Consider the following 20,817-nt stretch of genomic DNA (forward strand, 5'->3'; position numbering starts at 1 on the left):
GTCAAGCAGGGCAAGCCGGGCAAGGTGGCTTTGGTCGCGGTGATGCGCAAGATGCTGGTGATCCTCAACGCCCGCAAAAGGGATGCGGAGGCCCAGATGGCCTCCGCCTGACAAGACAGTTGCTACAGGGAGTGCTTGGCTGGCGCGTCAGTCTTCGACGCGCAGTACCGCGCCCGGCTTCAGCACGCTGCTGCCGCTCAGGCCGTTCAGCGACAGCAGGGCCTTCACCGGCATGCCGTAGCGGCGGGCGATGGTCCAGGCAGACTCGCCATTTCGCACGGTGTGGCGACGGCTGCGCGGACGGTCGGCGATGGCCGCGACGGTCTTGGCCACCTGGGGCGTTGGCGCGGCTGCGGCGACCGGAACGGCGCTGGCGACCAGCGCGGTGGCAGCCTCTGCTACTGTCGCATTGGTGGCCGAGACCGGCGCCAGCACGCGAGTGGTGCCGGAGGCGCGGCCACCGCCTGCCAGGGCGGGGTTGAGGCGGGCGATCCTGGCCGGGTCCAGGGCGCGCTGTGCGGCCCATTGCTGGACGCTGGTGCCGGCCGGCAGGGTGTGGTCCTTCAGCACCGGCACGGTGCGGTCCAGCGAGGCCATCACGCGCGGCTGGTCTTCCACGTCTTCCAGCACGCAGGCCAGGGCATGCAGCTTCTCGACGTAGGCATAGGTGACCGGCGACAGGCCGGGCAGCGCCGAGGGCTTGGCGTTCTGCGCATTCATGCCAGCCTTGCGCAGCGACTGCAGCACGCGGTACTCGCCGGCGTTGTAGGCCATGGTGGCCAGGCGCCAGTCGCCACCGAACATGCCGTGCAGGGTCTTCAGGTAACGCACCGCGGCCTGGGTCGAATCGACCGCAGAGAGGCGTCCGTCATAGCCGTTGGCCATCGGCACGCGATGGTTGCGTGCGGTGGTGGCGATGAACTGCCACAGGCCGGTCGGGCCGCTGCCGTTGCGGGCATTGGGCCGGTAACCGCTTTCCACGAAGGGAATCAGGGCGAATTCGGTGGGCAGGTTGGCTTTGCGCAGTTCTTCAACCACATAACCGAACAGCACCAGTGCGTCGTCATCCTGATTGGCCAGGCGGGACGGCGCGTGGGCGAACTGCTTCTGCCAGCGCGGGCTGGTGGCTTCGGCATCGCAGCTGGGTTCGGCCAGGCCATCGCGGAAGCTGGTGAAGATCTCCTGGCCATTGCGCACCGAGGGCGCAGGCAGCGCGGACGGATCCAGCGGCAGCGCCGCAGCGGCGGTCAGGTTCTGGCTGATGCCGGCGCCCAGCGACTGTGCGCCTGCGGTTCCGGCCAGCCCCAGGACAAGGCCCAGGGCCAGCGGCAGACTTCGGCGCATCATGCGCGAAAGCCGTCTTTCCAATGCCGGAGACCGGCCATCACGTCGACGTCGTCAACGACGTCACGGCCCAGGTGTGCCGACACCGACGCACGGATCGGCGCCGTGTGCACACGCAGGAAGGGATTGCAGTCGAATTCGTTGGCCAGGGTTACCGGCAGGGTGGAACGGTCATCGCGGCGCATGGCCAAAGCCTCCTCTTGGCGCTGCCACAGGGCAGCGTTGGCGGGGTCGACATGCCGCGCGAAGACGGCATTTGACACGGTGTACTCATGAGCGCAACACAGCAGCAGTTGCGCGGGCAGGGCACCCAGCTTCAGCATCGATGCCAGCAGCTGGGACGGCGTACCTTCGAACAGGCGCCCACAGCCCAGGCTGAACAACGAATCTCCGCTGAAAAGGTGTTCAGCAGTGTGAAACGCGATGTGGCTGCGGGTATGCCCGGGCACGGATAGTACGTGGAACATCCGGCCCAGTGCCTGAACGCGTTCACCTTCGCCGACCCGCTCGGTCGCCGTCGGGATGCGCTCCTCGGCCGGTGCGATTACCCGCACACCGGGAAAACGCGCCTGCAGTGCGGGCACGCCGCCAATGTGGTCATCGTGGTGATGGGTGAGCAGGATGCTGTCCACGCGCAGGCCCTGGTCGGCCAGCGCGAGCACCGGCGCAGCATCGCCGGGATCGACGACCACGGCTGCACCATCGTCGTCGATCAACATCCAGATGTAGTTGTCCGCAAATGCGGTCAGGGCAGTCAGTCGCATAGAATTGGACCATGCCCGCGCTGCAGAGCACCCGTCAAGCGAGCCAGGCCCCGTGGTTCGACAGCGAACCGGCGGTGGCATTGCGCGTGCTGGAGCGGCAGTTGCTGCTGCCGCAGCTGTCGGTGCTGCCGACGCAGCCGTGGCTGTGGATCGCACCAAGTGCGGCGTGGCTGGACGATGCACAGCTGGGCGGACGCGGTCTGCGCCTGTTCCGGCAGGGGCAGGGCTATGCCGGCGACACCCGCTGCGCCCTGCCATTGCCGCTGGCCAATGAGAGCGTCAACGCCATCGTTCTGCAGCATGTGGTCGCGGCCGATGCGGACCAGCTGCTGGATGAGTGCGAACGCGTGCTGATGCCGGGCGGCCACCTGTGGCTGAGCAGCCTCAATCCGTTCAGCCCGTACCGCACGCGCTGGCGCCAGCATGGGCTGGTGGTGCGCACGCCGCAGCGGATCCGCCTGCTACTCGGCCGCCATGGCCTGGAGTGCGACGATATGCGCTACCTCGGTCCGCTCTGGCAGGGCGGCGGCAGCCGTCGTCCCGGCGGCTGGGCACCACTGCGCGCGGCCTGCCTGTTCCATGCCGAAAAACGCACGCTGGCCCTGCCCGGGCCGAAACCGCTGCCGGTGCGCTGGCACGGCACTGTTGCTACCTGATTCTGGAGTTGTATTGAAAACCATCGAAATCCACACCGACGGTTCCTGCCTTGGCAATCCCGGCCCCGGCGGCTGGGCTGCGCTGCTGCGCTACAAGGGCCACGAGCGTGAACTGAGCGGCGGCGAAGCGCACACCACCAACAACCGGATGGAGCTGATGGCGGCCATCTCCGGCCTGGAGTCGCTGACCGAGCCGTGCAACATCGTGCTCTACACCGATTCGCAGTATGTGCGGCAGGGCCTGACCCAGTGGCTGCCCGGCTGGATCCGCAAGAACTGGAAGACCGCTGGCGGCGACCCGGTGAAGAACCGCGAGCTGTGGGAGCGCCTGCAGGCGGCCACGCTGCGCCACCAGATCGACTGGCGCTGGGTGAAGGGCCACTCCGGTGACCCGGACAACGAGCGGGTGGATACCCTGGCCCGCAATGCGGCCATCCAGATCCGCGACTCCAGCCCGGTAAACTGAGCCCATGCGTCAGATCATCCTCGATACCGAAACCACCGGCCTGGAATGGAAGAAGGGCAACCGCATCGTTGAAATCGGCTGTGTGGAGCTGTTCAAGCGCCGACCGACCGGCAACAACTACCACCAGTACATCAAGCCGGACTGCGAGTTCGAACAGGGCGCGCAGGAAGTCACCGGCCTGACCCTGGAGTTCCTTGATGACAAGCCGGACTTCGCGCAGATCGCCGACGAGTTCCTGGCGTTCATCGATGGCGCCGAGCTGATCATCCACAACGCGGCGTTCGACCTGGGCTTCCTCGACAACGAGCTTTCATTGCTGGGGCCGCAGTACGGGAAGATCACCGACCGCTGCACCGTGATCGATACCCTGGTGATGGCGCGCGAGCGCTTCCCGGGCCAGCGCAACTCGCTGGATGCGCTGTGCAGGCGGCTGGGCGTGGACAATTCGCACCGCGCACTGCACGGCGGCCTGCTCGATGCGCAGATCCTGGGCGACGTCTACATCGCCCTGACCTCGGGCCAGGAGGAGATCGGTTTCGGGCTGGGCGATGACGATGCCGGCGCTGCCGGTGCGGCATTGCTGGCCTTCGATACCAGCAAGCTGTTGCCGCGCCCGCGCGTGGTGGCCACGCCGTCGGAACTGGAAGCGCACACCGCACGCCTGGAGCGGCTGCGCAAGAAGGCCGGCCACGCGCTGTGGGATGGCCCGAAGGTGGAAGAGCCTGCCAGCGTGTAATGCCTGGGATGGGGTAGTGCCGGCTGCTGGCCGGCAGCGCCGTATCCACGCGTGGCGTGGATCTACCGGTTAGTGGCAGCGCACCAGGATCACGCTGATGTTGTCGCGGCCACCGCCATCGAGCGCGGCCGCGACCAGCGTATCCACGCATTCCTGCGCGCTGGCATCCTCGAAGGCGAGGGTGCGGGCAATGCCGCGGTCGTCCACTTCCTCGGTGAGGCCGTCACTGCACAGGAGCAATTGCATGCCCGGGCGCAGTTCGCCGCTGGTGGTGGCCACGTTCAGATGCGCTGGATCGGTCACGCCCAGTGCCTGGGTGACGACGTTGCGGTGCGGATGCGCACGCGCCTGTTCGGCGGTGAGATTGCCCTGGGTGACCAGTTCCTGCACTACGCTGTGGTCCTGGCTGAGCTGGGCCAGCTGGCCGTCGCGCCACAGGTAGGCACGGCTGTCGCCGACCCACGCCACTTCATAGCGGTTGCCGTGCACGCGTGCGGCCACCACGGTGGTGCCCATCGGCAGGGTGTCGTTGCGGCGGCGCGAGGCGCGGATGATCTCTTCATCGGCAGTACGGATGGCCTGCGCCAGCGGTGCCCCGCGACGGATCTCGCGCACGATGGCCTCGCGTGCCAGCGCGCTGGCGACCTCGCCGCAGGCGTGCCCGCCCATGCCATCAGCCACCAGCCAAAGGCCGAGCTCGCTGTCACCGTAGTAGGTGTCCTCGTTGAGCTCGCGGCGCATGCCGGGATGGGTGAGATGTCCGAATTCGATCATGGTGGGCAACGGGCGCGGTATTGCGGGGGAGACGGGCATCATCGGGTGGTGGCCGGGATCCGGCAAGGCATGCACCCGGGAAATTTTCATCGGGTTGTTCGTAATGACTTGTCGTCGGCCTCACTTCCTCGTATGATGCGCGTCCCCGGTCCGCCGGGGACCACCCGGAGAGGTGGCAGAGTGGTTGAATGTACCTGACTCGAAATCAGGCAGGCGTTTATAGCGCCTCGGGGGTTCGAATCCCCCCCTCTCCGCCAGATAAAAGAAAAAGGGCTGCCGAAAGGCGGCCCTTTTTCTTTTATCTGGCGCGGGACGCGACGCGCTTTGCGCGTCGCCCCACACGTTGCTGCGCAACCTATGGGCCCCTCCCTTTGCCTGCCTCTCCCCGCCCCTGTCGGGGCAGCCTCTCAACAGAGGGGCTTGTTGCTCCAGATGCATCTGTACATCCACGCCATGCGTGGATGCTCTTCCTGCCGAGCTGAACCATCCACGCATGGCGTGGATCTACCCATTCCATCGCGAGCTGCGAGTTAAACTGCCTGCCTCACCTGCTGGAGCTTTCCCCATGACCGCTGAAATCCTCGTCCCCGTTTCTTTCGGCGAGTTGCTGGACAAGATCTCGATCCTGCAGATCAAGTCCGAGCGCATCAGCGACGAAGGCAAGCTGGCCAACGTGCGCAAGGAGCTGTCGGCGCTGGAGCAGACCTGGATGGCGCACCCGGCGGCGGTGAAGGACATCGCCAAGCTGCGTGCCGAGCTGAAGGCGGTCAACGAGCAGCTGTGGGATATCGAGGACGACATCCGCCTGAAGGAGAAGGCGCAGGCGTTCGACCAGGGCTTCATCGACCTGGCGCGCAGCGTCTACCTGCGCAACGATGAGCGCGCGCGCATCAAGAAGGCGATCAACCTGGCGCTCGGTTCGGCGTACGTGGAAGAGAAGTCGTACCAGGATTACGCGCAGCGCGCGTAATCCCGGCCAAAGGGGAGATCCACGCCATGCGTGGATGGCGACTGCCGCTCACCCCAGGTGGTCGGCGACGTAGCGTTCGAACGCAGCGATACCGTCTTCGACGCTGATCAGTTCCATCACGTCATCGAACTCGATCTTGGTGCCCCACTTCAGGTCGGCAGCCTGCTTGCCCAGATACTTGCGCGCGGCGTCGTCGTAGCGGTCCACGCAGTAGCGGCGGTCCGAGTAGGGGCCGCTGCGGTGCGGGTTGCTGGCCGCGTGCAGGCCCAGCACCTTGGCACCCATGGCATTGGCGATGTGCATCGGGCCCGAATCCGGGGTCATCACCAGGTTGGCGCGGGCAAGCAGGGCAGGCAGCTGCTTGAGCGTGTCCTTGCCGACCAGGTCCAGCGCCGGTGTATCCAACTGCGCCAGGATGGCGTCGGCCATGCTGCGCTCCAGTTCGCTGCGGCCGCCACACAACACGACCTTCCAGCCACGCTGTGCGGCGTGGCTGGCAACGGCGGCATAGCGGTCGGCGTACCAGTTGCGGCGCACGTGGCTGGAGCACGGCGAGATCATCAGCACCGGACGGCCATCGTCCTTCCACTGCGCGGCGGCCCACTCAGAGGCCGCCGGCGGCACGGCCAGGTCCCAGCTGACCTCCGTCTGGCGCAGGCCCATCGGCTCGCAGAAGCTGCCAATGGCGTCGAGCACGTGGATGCCGGGGCGGTCGGGAATGCGTTCGTTGATGAAGAGACCATGCAGGTCCTTGGAGCGGCTGCGGTCATAGCCGATGCGGCGTTCGGCCGGAATGAACGCCGACAGCAGGTTGGCGCGGAACGCGACCTGCATCTGCAGCAGTGCCTCGAAGCGACCCGGCGGCAGCTGCTTGCGCAGCTCCTTGACGCCGGCCATGCCGCTCTTCTTGTCATAGGCATGGAAGGTCACGCCGGGCAGGCCCTCGAGGAGCTTGTGACCGGCCTTGTCGATGATCCAGTGGATCGGCGTGTCCGGCCGCGCAGCCTGCAGCGTGCGCACCAAGGGCACCACGTGGGTGACATCGCCGAGTGCGGACAGGCGCAGGAGGCACAATGAGGAGGACGCTGATGCCATGTGTTGTTAGACTCAAAGAAATGGTCGCATTCGACGCCAATGAAGCGCTGACGCCATGCCGCGAGGGTCGCGGCATCGGGGCCATTCTGTTCGACCGCGAGCGGCTGCGGCAAGCCGAGGCCGACCTGTTCTCGCCCCAGCACTGGGGCAGCAAGGCCCGGCCGGTCGGCGAGGGTGGCCGTGGAAGCGCCTGGTTCATCGATGCGCCGTTCGGTACCAGCGTCCTGCGCCACTACCTGCGCGGCGGCCTGGCGGCGAAAATCAGCCATGACCAGTACCTCTGGCGCGGCGCCGATCGGACCCGCAGCTTCGCCGAATTCCGGCTGATGCGCGCATTGCGCGAGAAGAAGCTGCCGGTACCCCGGCCCCTGGCGGCGTTCTACATGCGCGAGGGCCTGCGCTACCGGGCGGCGATCCTGATGGAGCGGATCGAGGGCGTGCGCTCGCTGGCCGATCGCGCGCTGGTTGCCGGCCGTGGAGCGCCTTGGGAAGAAACCGGGCGATTGATCGCCCGCTTTCACCGGGCCGGGCTGGATCATGCCGACCTCAATGCGCACAACATCCTGTTCGATGGCAATGGTCATGGCTGGTTGATCGACTTCGACCGCGGGGTGATCCGCATCCCGGCCACCGCCTGGCGCGAGCGCAATCTGAAGCGCCTGCTGCGCTCGCTGGTCAAGCTGCGCGGCGAGCGCAGCATGGAAGACGTGCAGAAGGACTACATGCGGCTGCGCCGCGCCTATGACATGGCCTGGAACCGGGGCACCTGATGGACTGGTCGTTGCGTTTCCTCGGCGTCGGCAATGCGTCGGCGGTCGAGCTGGGCTCGCCGATGTCGGTGATCGAGCGCGAGGGGAGGCCGTGGCTGACCATCGATTGTGGTGGTGAGGGCCTGACCGCGTTCAAGGGCCACTACGGGCACATGCCGCAGGCGCTGTTCGTCACCCATGTGCACCTGGATCACGTGGCCGGCTTCGAACGGTTGTTCGTCGACACCTTCTTCAGTGGGCAGCGGCGCGGCAAGGTGCGCCTGTACGTGCCGGCGACGGTGGTGCCGCTCCTGCACAAGCGCATCGGCGATTACCCGAACGTGCTGGCCGAGGGCGGCGCCAACTTCTGGGACGCGTTCCAGCTGATCGTGGTGGGCGATGCGTTCTGGCACGAGGGCGTGCGCCTGGAAGTGTTTCCGGTGCGCCACCACTGGCCGGAGACTGCCTATGGCCTGCGCCTGCAGGGTGCGCTGACCTGGAGCGGCGATACCCGGCCGATTCCGGAAATGCTCGCCCGCTTCGCCGATGACAATGAGCTGATCGCCCACGACTGTGGCCTGCACGGCAACCCGTCGCATACCGGCGTGGATGATCTGGAGCGCGAGTACAGCGCTGAACTGCAGGCGCGGATGATGCTCTATCACTACGCCAGCAAAGCCGACGGCCAGGCGCTGGCCGCGCGTGGACACCGTGTAGCCCAGCCAGGGCAGTGCGTGCCGCTGGCCAATCCGACCGCCCCGCACGTCCTGGCCCAGGACCCGCCGTGAGCGCTGCCGGCCGGCCTGCCGATGCGGCGCTGGCTGCCGCACTGGAGGCGCTGGAGCGCGCCCTGCACAGGCCACAGGTGCGCGGTGACCGCGAGCGCCTGGAGGCGCTGCTGGACGAGGATTTCAGCGAGATCGGCAGTTCCGGCCGCTGTTATGGGCGTGCCGCTGCGCTGCAGGAGATTCCGCAGGAGCGGGCGGAGGTTGAGATTGAATCGGGCGACTATGCCGTGTGGCTGCTGTCCGACGGCCTGGCACAGGTGCGCTACCGCAGCCGCAACCACGTTGATGGCCAGGCCCAGGGCTGGGTGTTGCGCAGTTCGCTGTGGCGACGGCACGCGCAGGGATGGCGGGTGGTGTTCCACCAGGGCACGCCTGAAGCACGTTAGCGCCGGGTCATGCCCGGCGAAGAGCGCCAACCAAGGTTGGCAGCCACCAGAAGTGGGGCAGCGCCCGAAAAGGCGGTGGCCCCGCCGGCTGACCTCGGCGCCCGCGTCGATCGATACCGTTGCTGCCTTCCGGCCCTGGCGGGATTTTCGACCTAGCGTCGCGAGGGGCCGACGGGGCCACCATAGAGACGTTGGCCGCCCAGAAGGCGGCCAGTTCGCGGATCAGGGGAAGCAGCGCGCGTCGCGCCGGAGACCACAGCCGGACTGCGCATCGGCTGGCCGATGGCAGGCGCGTATTCTAGCCCAGGCATGCACGCCGGCGCCAGCTTCATGCGCTGAATCAGCTGTAACCCCTGACCGCAGGCAACGGCCCGGGCCAACCGGCGTTGCTAGAATGCCGGCCAGGAGGAACGACCTCCCCCACATCGGGAATCAATGACCAGGACGGCCTGGCCCTACCAAGAGGAGGGCTGTCATGGCCTGGATCTATCTGTTGTTCGCCGGCCTGCTGGAAATCGTCTGGGCCGTGTCCATGAAGCAGTCTGAAGGCTTCACCAGGCTCACCCCTACCGTGGTCACCATCATCGGCATGATCGCCAGCTTCTGGCTGCTTGCGGTGGCCATGCGCAGCCTGCCGCTGGGTACCGCTTATACGATCTGGACGGGCATCGGGGCGGTTGGCGCCTTCGTGGTCGGCATCGTGTTCCTTGGCGAGCAGGTCAGCCCGATGCGGATCGGTGCGGCGCTGCTGATCGTTTCCGGCCTGGTGCTGATGAAACTCTCGAGCAGCTGAATGCATTTAGTTGGGCGGAGAAAGGAATCTCCGCCTGCTGCAGGTATATGCATTTTCGGCAAAACCATTTTGTCCGCCCGTTTTATTTGACGTGCGTCATGAAAATAACGAGCTTGATTCACATGCCGCTGGCGCCATCGGCCGCACAGTGCCGCCATTCGTCATCCGAAATCGGGGAGTTTTCGCCTTGACGGACACGTTGGCCTGCCTGTTCCAGGTGCGGTCGCGTGAAGATGTGAAGATTTTCAGAAGTTAATGAAGCCAGGCCTTGTTCCCATGTCGGGAACCGGGGTGGGCCGCATTGTCTTCAAAAGAACCTGCCTGCAGTGCCATCCGGTCTTTTCATGGAGATTTACCGATGAACCGCATTTACCGTCTGGTTTTCAATCGTGCCCTCGGCGTAATGCAGGTTGCTTCGGAGGTCGCCCAGAATCCCGGCGGAAGCGCGGTCTGCGCAGGGCGGGTGCCGCGATTGCGGGCGCACCAGTTGGCGGTGGCATTGGCTGCCATGCTGGCCAGTGGTTCGGCGTTCGCGGCTTGCTCGACACCGGGACCGAATATCAACTGCACGGGTACCACCAACAACTTCGCGGATGCCACCAATGGTGTCAATGTAACCGTGGCGGCCGGCGCGAATGTAGGAAGCACTGCCGGCCTGGGCAACTCGATGACGTTGAGCGGTAACGGCATCCAGCTCACCAACAACGGCACGATCGGTACCAGCGTAGGTATTTTTGCCGCCTCCGGCGCGGTGCTGGGCAATGCGAGTGGCCAGACGATCACCGTCGACAACACTTCGACCGGCACCCTGCAGGGCTTCATCGATGTCGCCGCCCTGTTGGGTGCGAGTGGGCGTGCGCTGTCCGTGCAGAATGGCGCAAGTGGCGTCACCACGATCAACAACGCCGGCACCGTCAACATGAATTTCCTGTTGGGCGGAATCGGTACGGCCGATGCGCCGGCCATCGTCAGCTACGGCGGCGCGCGAACGGTTCTGAGCAATACCGGAGGGATTACCGGGCGGGTCGGTCTCGCCGGATCGGCGGCAGGCAATTCGGTGACCAACAGCGGCACGATCACCGGCAGCGTCTACCTCGGCGATTCCACGCTGGGGAATACCTTTACCGCCGTATCCGGGTCCAATGTGGCAACTGGGACCGGGGCGTCGGCGGGCATCGATGTGCTGGGCGGTATCTCGGTCTCGCTGGCAGCGGCCGGTACGGTCAACGCAGGTGTCGGTACTGGTGCAGCCAACAACACGCTGGTGCTGCAGAACAGCCCGACCGGCCCAGGCTCCGGCACCGGCGGGGCGCAGACCACGCTGGGCTGGAACCAGTACCTCAACTTCCAGCGGCTGACCGTCAACAGCGGTACATGGAACCTGCAGGGAGCCTGGACCGGAACCGGGCCCACGACGCTCAATGACGGTCTGGTCAATTTCAACAATGCTGCCTCCTTCGGCACCGGGCTGTTCACGGCCAACGGCGGTGCCATTGCCGCCTCCACGGCGGGCCTGAACCTGACCAACGCCTTCAACCTTGGCGGCAACCTTTCCCTCGGCGGAACCAATGCGTTCGGCCTGGGGGGCGTGCTTTCAGGCGCTGGCGGCCTGGCGGTCAACAACACCGGCATCGTCACCCTCGGCGGCGCGAACCTGTTCTCCGGCGGCGTCAACCTCAATGCCGGTGGCCTGCTGCTGGGCAATGCGGGTGCTCTCGGCTCAGGCACCCTCACCGTGGGTGGTCTGGCGTCGCTGGACACCACCGCCGCGTTCAACCTGAGCAACAACCTGATCGTCAGCGGGGGCGGCACGCTCAACCTGCTCGGCAACAACAGTCTCGGCCTCAACGGTTCGATCTCCGGCGCCGGCAACCTGGTCAAGGCGGGGCCGGGTACGCTCACCTTGAATGGTACCAACCTGCTCACGGGCTCCTTCTCGGTCACCGGTGGTGCGCTGGCATTGGGCGCCGGTGGCAGCCTGTCGCCGACAAGTGCGATCTCGCTGAGCGCAGGGACCAACCTCGATCTCTCGGTTGCGGCCAGCCAGACCATCGGCTCACTCGCCGGATCCGGTGCGCTCAACCTCGGCGCGCACAGCCTCACCCTTGGTGGCCTGAACACCAGCACCAGCTTCTCCGGCGTCATCGGCGGTGTCGGTGGCGCGCTGGTCAAGGTCGGTACGGGTACCCAGACCCTGTCTGGTGCCAATACCTTCACCGGTGGCGTCGCGCTAAACGGCGGCGGCCTGCTGCTGGGCAATGCTGCTGCGCTGGGCAGCGGTGCACTCAGCGTCGGCGGCAACGTGACGCTCGATGGAACCACGGGAGCGCTTGCACTGGCCAACGCGGTCAACCTGGGTGCGGGCAGCATCCTCAATCTGCCCGGCAACCAGGCGCTGACGTTCAACGGCGTGATCGGGGGCACCGGCAGCCTGGTCAAGAATGGGGCGACCACGCTGACACTCAACGGTGCAAATAGCTTTGGTGGTGGGCTGGGGCTCAATGCCGGTGGCCTGGTCCTGGGCAATGCCGGCGCGCTCGGAACCGGCACGTTGAATGTTGGCGGTGTGACAACGCTCGATGCCAGCGCGGCGCTGAGCGTGGGCAATGGCATCAACCTCGGTGCAGGTGGCCTGCTCAATGTACTGGGCAGCAATGCACTGACGCTGGGCGGCTCCATCGGTGGTACCGGCAGCCTGGTCAAGAACGGTGCTGCCACGCTGACGCTGGGCGGCGCGAATACCTTCACCGGCGGTCTGGCGATCAATGCCGGCAAGGTCGCGGTGGGCAGCGGCGGAAGCCTGGCGGCCGGTGGTGCGGTCAACCTGGCCGGCGTTGGCGCGGACCTGGACATCTCGCTCGGCGGCAACCAGACCATCGGCGCGCTGTCCGGTATCGCCGGCAGCACGGTGACGCTGGGCAGCAGCACGCTCACCTTCGGTGATGCCACCAACCAGACGTTCGCGGGCGTGATCGGCGGTACCGGCGGCCTGGTCAAGCAGGGCACGGGCATCCAGACGCTGAGCGGCGCCAACACCTTCAGTGGGGGCGTGAATCTGACGGCGGGCGGCCTGCTGCTGGGCAACAACAGTGCGATCGGCAGCGGTGCGTTGACGGTTAGTGGAAACGGTACGCTCGATGGCTCGGCCGCACTGAACCTCGGCAATGCCATCAACCTGAGCGCGGCGCTGACCCTGCCGGGCAGCCAGAACCTCACGTTGGGCGGCAACATCACCGGCACCGGCAGCCTGACCAAGAACGGTGCCTCGCTGCTGACCTTGAATGGCACCAACACTTTCAGCGGGGGACTGAATCTCAACGCGGGCGGGTTGTTGCTTGGCAATGGCGGCGCGCTTGGCACTGGTGCCCTGAACGTGAGTGGCAGTGCGTCGCTTGACGGCAGCGCGGCGCTGAGCCTGGCCAACAATGTGACCCTGGGCAGTGGGGCTGTGCTGTCGCTGCCGGGTTCGCAGGCGATCACGCTCGGCGGGGTGGTTTCCGGAGCCGGTGGCCTGGTCAAGAACGGCGCCAGCACGCTCACGCTCAACGGCGCCAACAACTTCGCCGGTGGGCTGACGCTCAACGGCGGTGGCCTGATGCTGGGCAACGCTGGCGCACTGGGAACCGGGTTGCTTGCCGTGGGCGCGAACGCGACCCTGGGCAGCACGGTGGCATTGAACCTGGGCAATGCCATCGATCTCGACGCCGGTGCGCAACTGAGCCTGACCAGCAATGAGAATGTTGCTCTGGGCGGACTGATCACCGGCACCGGTGGCCTGATCAAGACCGGCACTGGCGTGCTGTCGTTGAACAACAGCAACACCTTCAGTGGTGGCCTGGCGCTGAACGCGGGCGGCCTGTCGGTTGGCGCCAGCGGTGCACTGGGTACCGGTGCGCTGAACATCGGCGGCAATGTTTCGCTGGATGCGAGTGCGCCGGTTTCGCTGGTCAATGCAGTGAACCTGGGCACCAACACGCTGACCCTGCCGGGCAGCAACAATCTCACCCTGAGCGGCGTGGTGGGGGGAACCGGTGGCCTGATCAAGAACGGCGCCTCGACGCTGACCCTGTCCGGTGCCAATACCTTCCTCGGTGGCGCTGCGGTCAACGCCGGTACGCTGGCGCTCGGCGCGGGAGGCAGTCTTGCCGCCGCCGGTGCGGTGGACCTCGCCGGTGCCGGCGCGACGCTGGACATCTCCGCGGCGGGTGCAGGGCAGACCATCGGTGCATTGAACGGCATCGCCGGCAGCCATGTGGCGCTGGGCACGCAGACGCTGACCTTCGGCGGCGCCGGCAACGGCAGCTTTGCCGGTCTCATCGATGGCAGTGGTGGATTGATCAAGGCTGGCGCGGGCGTGCAGACGCTGTCCGGAGCCAATACCTTCAGTGGCGGCGTCGCGCTCGATGCCGGCGGCCTGATCCTCGGCAATGCCGGGGCGTTGGGTACTGGGGCGCTGGGCATTGGCGGCAACGTCAGCCTGGACACGACGGCTGCGCTGGATCTGGCCAATGCGGTGAACTTCGGCGCGGGTTCGCAGCTGACGCTGGGAGGCAGCAATGACCTCAGCCTGGCGGGCGTGCTGGCCGGTGGCGGCAGCCTGGTCAAGAACGGTCCGGGCCTGCTGACGCTCAACAACACCAATACCTTCGGTGGTGGCCTGACCTTGAACGGTGGTGGCCTGGTGGTCGGTGCGAACGGCGCACTCGGTTCCGGCGCGCTGGCGGTGAATGCCAGTACCACGCTGGATGCAGGCGCCGCGGTGACACTGGGCAATGCAGTCACGCTGGGCTCGGGCGTTGCACTGACATTGCCGGGCAGCAATGCGTTGACGCTGTCGGGTGTGATCGACGGCAATGGCAGTCTGATCAAGAACGGTGCCACCACGTTGACGCTGTCCGGTATCAATACCTACACAGGAGGTACCACCATCAACGCCGGCACACTGGCGCTGGGGGCGGGTGGCAGCCTTGCCGCAGCGGGTGATGTCACGCTGGGCGCAGGCGCTGGCTTCGATATCTCCGGTGCCGGTGGCAGCCAGACCATCGGTGCGCTCAACGGTGCGGGTGGAAGCACGCTGGCGCTGGGCGCAAACTCGCTGACCTTCGGCACAGCGACGAACGCCGCGTTCGATGGCGTGATCAGTGGCGGCGGCGGTCTGGTCAAAGTGGGCGCGGGCGTGCAGACGTTGTCCGGTGCCAACACGTTTGGCGGCGGCGTGACGCTCAACGCAGGCGGGCTGGTGCTCGGCAATGATGCGGCGCTGGGTACCGGTGCATTGACCGTCGGCGGTGCCGCCACGCTGGACACCACCGGCCTGGCAACGCTGGCCAACAACATCGCGCTCAATGCCGGGCTGACCGTGCTCGGCAGCAATGCGCTGACACTCAACGGTGTCCTTTCCGGGGCTGGCAGCCTGACCAAGAATGGCGTCGCGACGCTGACCTTGAACGGCATCAACACCTACACCGGTGGCACCAACATCAATGCCGGCACGCTGGCGCTGGGTGCCGGTGCCAGCCTGGCGACGAGTGGTACCGTCAACCTCGCCACCGGTGCCACGCTGGATCTGTCTGCCGGCAGCGGCACGCAGGTGTTCGGTACGCTGGTCGGCAACGGTACGGTGAACCTTGGTGCCAGCTCGATCGAAGTCGGCGGTGCCACCAATGGCACGTTCAGTGGCTCGATCGCAGGCACGGGTGGCCTGACCAAGGTCGGTTCGGGCATTGAAACGCTGACCGGCACCAATACCTATACCGGCGGCACCTTCATCAACGCCGGCACGCTGGCGATTGGTCCGGGTGGCAGCCTGGCTGCGGACGGGGCGGTGACGCTCACTGCGGCGGGAACCGGCTTCGACATCTCGGCGTCCGGCGCCAGCCAGACGATTGGTTCGCTGGCCGGCGTGAGCGGCTCCACGGTCAGCCTGGGCGCGCAGTCGCTGATCCTCGGCGGCATCGGCAACAGCGTGTTCGACGGTGCGATTTCCGGCACCGGCGGCCTGGTCAAGAATGGCGCCGGCATCCTCACGCTGGGTGGCGCCAATCTGTTCAGTGGTGGCGTTGCACTCAACGGCGGTGGCCTGATGGTCGGCAACAACGCCGCGCTCGGCACTGGTGCGCTGACGGTGGGCGGCAACGCGACGCTGGATGCAACGACAGGCGTCAGCCTGGCCAACAACATCGGGCTTGCAGCGGGCGTCAACCTCGACCTGCTCGGCAGCCAGGCGCTGACACTGGGCGGTGTGATTTCGGGTACCGGTGGCCTGATCAAGAACGGTGCGGCTACCGTGACCCTGACCGGTGCGAATACCTACACCGGAGGCACCACCATCAACAGCGGCACGCTGGCCATCGGTGCTGGTGGCAGCCTGGCGTCGACCGGTGCGGTGAACCTGGCCGGTTCCGGCACCCTCGACATTTCGGCCGGCAACCAGAGCATCGGCTCGCTTGCAGGTGTGGCCGGCAGCACCGTGGCCCTCGGTGGCAGCTCATTGAGCCTGGGCGGCACGGTGGACAGCACCTTCAATGGCGCGATCAGCGGCAACGGTGGTCTGATCAAGAACGGCGCTGGCGTGCAGACGCTCAATGGTGCGAGCACCTTCAGTGGTGGCGTAACGCTCAATGCCGGTGGCCTGGTGGTCGGCAACAATGCTGCACTGGGCACCGGCGCGGTAACGGTGGGGGGTAATGCCACGCTCGATTCGAACACCGCGGTGACGCTGGCCAACAACTTCATCCTCAACAACGGGTTGACTGTACTCGGCAGCAACAACCTCACCCTCAACGGCAGCCTGAGCGGCACTGGTTCGCTGACCAAGGACGGCGCGGCGACGCTGACCTTGAACGGTACCAATACCTATACCGGTGGCACCTTCATCAATGCCGGTACGCTGGCATTGGGCGCTGGCGCGAGCCTGTATGGCAGTGGCATCGTCAACCTGGCTTCGGGGGCGACCTTCGACCTGTCGGCGGGCAGCGGCACGCAGCAGTTCGGCACCCTGGTCGGCAACGGTACGGTGAACCTGGGCGGCAACACCTTGACCATTGGTGGTCCCGTCAATGGCACGTTCGGTGGTTCGGTGGGGGGGACCGGTGGGCTGATCAAGGAGGGCAGCGGCACCCAGACCCTGACCGGTGCCAATACCTTCACCGGAGGCACTACCATCAATGCGGGCACGCTGGCGATTGGCGCCGGTGGCAGCCTGGCATCGAATGGCGCGGTGACATTGGCCAATGCCGGTACAGCGTTCGACATTTCTGCCGGTGGTGCGCAGAGCATCGGATCATTGGCCGGTGTTGCCGGCAGTACGGTCGCGCTGGGTGGCAGCACACTGACCCTCAATGGCGTGGGCAACACCACCTTCGCTGGTGACATTACCGGCACCGGCGGATTGGTGAAGAACGGGGCGGGTGTGCAGGCCCTGACCGGCGCGAACACGTTCAGTGGCGGCGTGGCACTCAACGCCGGTGGCCTTGCCTTGGGCGACAACGCTGCACTGGGAACCGGCACGCTGACCGTGGGTGGCGACGCCAGTCTGGACGGCACCAGCGCGCTGACGCTGGCCAATACCGTGCAGCTGGCCAGCGGCACGTTGACTCTGGCCGGCAGCAACGCGCTGACCTTGAACGGCCCGATCAGCGGCGCTGGCGGCCTGCTCAAGGATGGCGCAGCAACGGTCATCCTGGGCGGTGCCAGCACCTATACCGGCACCACCACCATCAACAGCGGCACATTGGCGGTGGCGGCCGGTGGCAGCCTGTCCGGTGCCAGCACGGTCAACCTGACCGGCGCCGGCACGTTGGACATCAGTGCCGGTGGCAATCAGAGCATCGGAGGCCTGGCCGGCGTGACCGGATCCAGCGTGGTGCTGGGCGGTGCGACCCTGACCACCGGCGGCAACAACGGCAGCACCACCTTCGGCGGTGTGCTCAGTGGCACCGGCGGCCTGGTGCAGAGCGGCACCGGCACGCTGACCCTGAGCGGCGACAATGTGTATACGGGCGGCACCACCATCAATGGTGGCAGCACGCTGCAGATTGGCAACGGTGGCAGCACCGGCTCGGTGCTGGGCGACATCACCAACAACGGCAGCCTGGTCTACAACCTGGGCAGCACCGCAACCGTGGGCGGCGTGGTCAGTGGCAGCGGTGGCCTGACCCAGGCCGGCAGCGGCACGCTGGTGCTGACCGGTAACAACACCTATACCGGCGGCACCACCATCAATGCCGGCGGTACGCTGCAGATCGGCAACGGCGGTGCGACGGGTGCGATTGTTGGTGACATCACCAACAACGGTGCGCTGGTATCCAATGTGGCCGGCAACACCACGCTGGATGGCACCATCAGCGGCAGCGGCGGCCTGACCCAGGCCGGCGCCGGCACGCTGACCCTGACCGGCAACAACACCTATACCGGCGGCACCACCATCAACGCCGGTGGCACGCTGCAGGTCGGCAATGGCGGCGCGGCTGGCGCCATCACCGGCAACGTCGCCAACAACGGCAGCCTGGTCTTCGACGTGGCGGGCAACACCACGGTCGGCGGCGCGATCAGTGGCAGCGGTGGCCTGACCCAGGCGGGTAGCGGTGTGCTGACCCTGGTCGGCAACAACACCTACTCCGGCGGCACCACCATCAATGCCGGCGGCACGCTGCAGGTCGGCAACGGTGGTGCGACCGGCGCCATCGCTGGTGACATCACCAACAATGGTGCGTTGATTTCCAACGTGGCTGGCAACACCGCGCTGGGCGGCACCATCAGCGGCAGTGGCGGCCTGACCCAGGCTGGTAGCGGTACGCTGCTGCTGACCGGCAACAACACCTTCACCGGCGGTACCACCATCAATGCCGGCGGCACGCTGCAGCTGGGCAATGGTGGTGCGACCGGTTCGATCGTGGGTGACATCACCAACAACGGCACGCTGCTGTCGAACGTGGCCGGCAACACCACGCTGGGCGGCACCATCAGCGGCAGCGGCGGCCTGACCCAGGCCGGCAGCGGCACGCTGACCGTGACCGGCAACAACACCTATACCGGCCCGACCACCATCAACGCCGGCGGTACCCTGCAGGTCGGCAATGGCGGCGCCACCGGTGCGATCGGCGGCAGTGTGGCCAACAACGGCAGCCTGGTGTTCAACGTGGGTGGCAACACCACGGTCGGCGGCGCCATCAGTGGCAGCGGCGGCCTGACCCAGGCCGGCAGCGGCACGCTGATCCTGGGCGGTAACAACACCTATACCGGCGGCACCACCATCAACACCGGCGGCACGCTGCAGGTTGGCAACGGCGGCGCGAGCGGATCGATCGCCGGCAACATCAGCAACAACGGCAGCCTGGTGTTCAACGTGGGTGGCAACACCACCGTGGGTGGCACCATCAGTGGCAGCGGTGGCCTGACCCAGGCTGGCAACGGCACCCTTACGCTTACCGGGAACAACACCTATACCGGTGGCACGACCATCAATGCGGGCGGCACCGTGCAGGTGGGCAACGGTGGGGCCAGCGGTTCAATCACCGGCAACATCACCAACAACGGTGGCCTGGTCATCAACACCGGTGGCACCACCACGCTGGGCGGCACCATCAGCGGTGGCGGCAGCATCGTGCAGGCAGGTCCGGGCGGCCTGAACCTCGGCGGCAACAGCGGTGGTTTCAGCGGCACCGGCCAGGTCACCGGCGGTGGCCTGAATGTCACCGGCAACATCGGCGGCCAGTGGACCATCGGCAGCGGCACCACGCTGTCCGGCACCGGCACCATCGGTGGTACCGGCGGTGGCGTGACGGTATCCAGCGGCGGCGTGCTGTCGCCGGGCAATGGCCCGGGCAATGGCAGCGGTGCGGGCAACGGCACCGGCACGATCACGGTGGGTGGCAACCTGACCTTGTCGCCGGGCAGCACGCTGGGCATCGATCTGGGTGCCACCGGCAGCGACACGGTGCAGGTGGGTGGCAGTGCCAACGTGGGTGGCAGCACCGTGCAGGTGAACACCATTTCGCCGAGCACCAGCTACCAGCAGGGCCAGCAGTACACCGTGATCAATGCGGGCGGTGGCGTAAGCGGGCAGTTCGCCTCGGCGACCACGCCGTCGGCCTTCCTGACCATCACTCCGGTCTACACGGCGAACACGGCCAATCTGCAGATCGATGTGGCGCAGACCGCGGCCTTCACCACGGCGGCGAAGACGCGCAACCAGTACAACACCGCTGCAGCGCTGGACAGCCTGCCGCAGAGTGGCTCGGCACTGGGGCTGTACAACACGCTGCTGATGTATGACGCGGGTACCGCGCGCGCGGCGTTCGACCAGCTGTCCGGTGAAGTGCATGCGGCCAGCCGTGCGGTGCTGCTGTATGACAACTACCTGGAAGAAGGCATCCGCCAGCGTCTGGGCAGCGAGCTTCCGACCGTGCGCGGCGAGCGCGCGTCGGCCTGGCTGGCTGGTAGTGGCAAGGTGTTCCGCCAGGACGGTGACGGCAACGGCGATGACATCCGCTCCAACCGCAATGCGCTGATGGCAGGCGTGGACTGGCAGCTGGGCGAGCACGTGGTGCTGGGTGCAGCGGCCGGCAACGAACGGCTGGATACGCGCCTGTACGATCGCAGCTCGCGGGCCCGCCTGCGTGGCAACACCTTCGGCCTGTATGCACAGGGCCAGTGGAGCAACGGCTTCGCGGTCGGTGGCAGCGCGTCGCGCGGTGACTATCACACGCGCACCACGCGTGAGGTGCCGCTGCTGGGCCAGACCCTGTACAGCCGCCAGGATTCGGACGTGACCATCGCCCAGGTGGAAGGCAGCTGGACCTGGACCCGCGGCAGGACCCAGCTGCAGCCGTATGTGCAGTTCACCAAGCACTGGGTCGACAGTGATCGTGCGGTAGAACAGGGCGGCAGTGCTGCGCTGGTGCTGGAGGGCGGCAAGGACACGCTCAATGTCAGCACCGTGGGCGTGCGTGGGCGCTGGGACGTGGGCAGTGGCGAGCGCTTCCCGGCGCAGCTGACGGTCGGCCTCGGCTGGCAGCATGCATCGGGCGATACCGACGTGGCCAGCCGCAACCGCTTCGCGGTCGGTGGCAACGCGTTCGATGTGTACAGCGCGGTGATGGCACGCAATGCGCTGGTCAGCCAGTTGGGCGTGGCGGTCGGCCTGGGCCGCAACAGCCAGCTGTCGATGTTCGTGCAGGGCCAGCACGGCGATGGTCGCCGCGATGTTGGTGGTCAGATCAACCTGCGCGTCGGATTCTGAGCAGGGGATGCCAGCGGCAGATCCACGCCTGCGTGGATCTGCCGGCTGCGGGAG

The 20,817-nt window shown here is 66.6% G+C and carries 13 protein-coding genes, 1 tRNA gene, 1 other RNA gene and 1 pseudogene; 11 read left to right on the top strand and 5 right to left on the bottom strand.

The genetic code is table 11. The annotated features are described in order from the left end of the window. Positions 1-111 (top strand): annotated as a pseudogene (locus DI041_RS10415) (IS110 family transposase); the annotation flags it as partial. A gap of 36 nt (positions 112-147) precedes the next feature. Here the strand turns inward: DI041_RS10415 and DI041_RS10420 are convergent. Further along, positions 148-1,347 carry a lytic transglycosylase domain-containing protein gene (locus DI041_RS10420; protein WP_136639926.1) on the bottom strand — a complete coding sequence of 400 codons (1,200 nt, stop codon included), beginning with the start codon at positions 1,345-1,347 and terminating at the stop codon, positions 148-150. Next, entirely contained in the window at positions 1,344-2,108 is a 765-nt protein-coding gene (gloB, locus tag DI041_RS10425) for a hydroxyacylglutathione hydrolase (protein WP_136639927.1), read from the bottom strand. The genes DI041_RS10420 and gloB overlap by 4 nt, the downstream gene beginning before the upstream one ends. Positions 2,109-2,119: 11 nt before the next feature. Here gloB and DI041_RS10430 point away from each other — a divergent pair, with 11 nt between their 5' ends. From DI041_RS10430 to dnaQ, 3 genes are read left to right on the top strand one after another with little or no spacing between them, the layout of a single operon-like run. Further along, the gene (locus tag DI041_RS10430; protein WP_136639928.1) at positions 2,120-2,764 is read left to right on the top strand and encodes a methyltransferase domain-containing protein; all 645 of its coding nucleotides are present in this window, start codon (positions 2,120-2,122) and stop codon (positions 2,762-2,764) included. A 13-nt stretch (positions 2,765-2,777) separates the two neighbouring features. Then, entirely contained in the window at positions 2,778-3,230 is a 453-nt protein-coding gene (gene rnhA, locus DI041_RS10435; RefSeq protein ID WP_046982837.1) for a ribonuclease HI, read from the top strand. 4 nt (positions 3,231-3,234) lie between these two features. Beyond that, entirely contained in the window at positions 3,235-3,966 is a 732-nt protein-coding gene (dnaQ, locus tag DI041_RS10440; RefSeq protein WP_136639929.1) for a DNA polymerase III subunit epsilon, read from the top strand. A gap of 69 nt (positions 3,967-4,035) precedes the next feature. On the opposite strand, the gene DI041_RS10445 is transcribed toward dnaQ, so the two are convergent. Next, positions 4,036-4,740, bottom strand: a complete 705-nt coding sequence (locus DI041_RS10445; RefSeq protein WP_046982835.1) for a PP2C family protein-serine/threonine phosphatase — start codon at positions 4,738-4,740, stop codon at positions 4,036-4,038. 166 nt (positions 4,741-4,906) lie between these two features. Between DI041_RS10445 and DI041_RS10450 the strand changes: the two genes are divergently transcribed. Both DI041_RS10450 and DI041_RS10455 read left to right on the top strand, forming a co-directional pair. Further along, positions 4,907-4,997, top strand: a tRNA-Ser gene (locus DI041_RS10450). Positions 4,998-5,305: 308 nt separating this feature from the next. Further along, a complete protein-coding gene (locus DI041_RS10455) occupies positions 5,306-5,710 on the top strand; it encodes a DUF6165 family protein (RefSeq protein ID WP_046982834.1) in 405 nt (134 codons plus the stop codon). A 48-nt stretch (positions 5,711-5,758) separates the two neighbouring features. On the opposite strand, the gene DI041_RS10460 is transcribed toward DI041_RS10455, so the two are convergent. Then, a complete protein-coding gene (locus tag DI041_RS10460; RefSeq protein WP_046982833.1) occupies positions 5,759-6,805 on the bottom strand; it encodes a glycosyltransferase family 9 protein in 1,047 nt (348 codons plus the stop codon). A 20-nt stretch (positions 6,806-6,825) separates the two neighbouring features. Here DI041_RS10460 and DI041_RS10465 point away from each other — a divergent pair, with 20 nt between their 5' ends. From DI041_RS10465 to DI041_RS10475, 3 genes are read left to right on the top strand one after another with little or no spacing between them, the layout of a single operon-like run. After that, positions 6,826-7,575, top strand: a complete 750-nt coding sequence (locus tag DI041_RS10465) for a 3-deoxy-D-manno-octulosonic acid kinase (protein ID WP_046982832.1) — start codon at positions 6,826-6,828, stop codon at positions 7,573-7,575. Then, positions 7,575-8,342: an MBL fold metallo-hydrolase gene (locus DI041_RS10470; RefSeq protein ID WP_136639930.1), complete on the top strand. Its 768-nt coding sequence runs from the start codon at positions 7,575-7,577 to the stop codon at positions 8,340-8,342. Before DI041_RS10465 ends, DI041_RS10470 begins: the two co-directional genes overlap by 1 nt. Continuing rightward, the gene (locus DI041_RS10475) at positions 8,339-8,728 is read left to right on the top strand and encodes a nuclear transport factor 2 family protein (RefSeq protein WP_136639931.1); all 390 of its coding nucleotides are present in this window, start codon (positions 8,339-8,341) and stop codon (positions 8,726-8,728) included. Before DI041_RS10470 ends, DI041_RS10475 begins: the two co-directional genes overlap by 4 nt. Before the next feature lie 78 nt (positions 8,729-8,806). On the opposite strand, the gene ffs is transcribed toward DI041_RS10475, so the two are convergent. After that, an RNA gene (ffs, locus tag DI041_RS10480) (signal recognition particle sRNA small type) lies at positions 8,807-8,903 on the bottom strand. Between the two features lie 300 nt (positions 8,904-9,203). Here ffs and DI041_RS10485 point away from each other — a divergent pair. Beyond that, positions 9,204-9,521 carry a DMT family transporter gene (locus DI041_RS10485; protein ID WP_046982829.1) on the top strand — a complete coding sequence of 106 codons (318 nt, stop codon included), beginning with the start codon at positions 9,204-9,206 and terminating at the stop codon, positions 9,519-9,521. Positions 9,522-9,879: 358 nt separating this feature from the next. Further along, positions 9,880-20,763: an autotransporter-associated beta strand repeat-containing protein gene (locus DI041_RS10490; protein ID WP_136639932.1), complete on the top strand. Its 10,884-nt coding sequence runs from the start codon at positions 9,880-9,882 to the stop codon at positions 20,761-20,763. The last annotated feature ends 54 nt before the right edge of the window (positions 20,764-20,817 follow it).

Source organism: Stenotrophomonas maltophilia, assembly GCF_004920835.1.
In the GTDB taxonomy this organism is placed as follows: Bacteria; Pseudomonadota; Gammaproteobacteria; order Xanthomonadales; family Xanthomonadaceae; genus Stenotrophomonas; species Stenotrophomonas maltophilia_AQ.

Excerpts from the sequence above, each read along its gene's own strand:
- DI041_RS10420 (WP_136639926.1), bottom strand. The coding sequence starts at position 1,347 with ATGATGCGCCGAAGTCTGCCGCTGGCCCTGGGCCTTGTCCTGGGGCTG.
- gloB (WP_136639927.1), bottom strand. The coding sequence starts at position 2,108 with ATGCGACTGACTGCCCTGACCGCATTTGCGGACAACTACATCTGGATG.
- DI041_RS10430 (WP_136639928.1), top strand. The coding sequence starts at position 2,120 with ATGCCCGCGCTGCAGAGCACCCGTCAAGCGAGCCAGGCCCCGTGGTTC.
- dnaQ (WP_136639929.1), top strand. The coding sequence starts at position 3,235 with ATGCGTCAGATCATCCTCGATACCGAAACCACCGGCCTGGAATGGAAG.
- DI041_RS10445 (WP_046982835.1), bottom strand. The coding sequence starts at position 4,740 with ATGATCGAATTCGGACATCTCACCCATCCCGGCATGCGCCGCGAGCTC.
- DI041_RS10455 (WP_046982834.1), top strand. The coding sequence starts at position 5,306 with ATGACCGCTGAAATCCTCGTCCCCGTTTCTTTCGGCGAGTTGCTGGAC.
- DI041_RS10460 (WP_046982833.1), bottom strand. The coding sequence starts at position 6,805 with ATGGCATCAGCGTCCTCCTCATTGTGCCTCCTGCGCCTGTCCGCACTC.
- DI041_RS10465 (WP_046982832.1), top strand. The coding sequence starts at position 6,826 with ATGGTCGCATTCGACGCCAATGAAGCGCTGACGCCATGCCGCGAGGGT.
- DI041_RS10470 (WP_136639930.1), top strand. The coding sequence starts at position 7,575 with ATGGACTGGTCGTTGCGTTTCCTCGGCGTCGGCAATGCGTCGGCGGTC.
- DI041_RS10485 (WP_046982829.1), top strand. The coding sequence starts at position 9,204 with ATGGCCTGGATCTATCTGTTGTTCGCCGGCCTGCTGGAAATCGTCTGG.
- DI041_RS10490 (WP_136639932.1), top strand. The coding sequence starts at position 9,880 with ATGAACCGCATTTACCGTCTGGTTTTCAATCGTGCCCTCGGCGTAATG.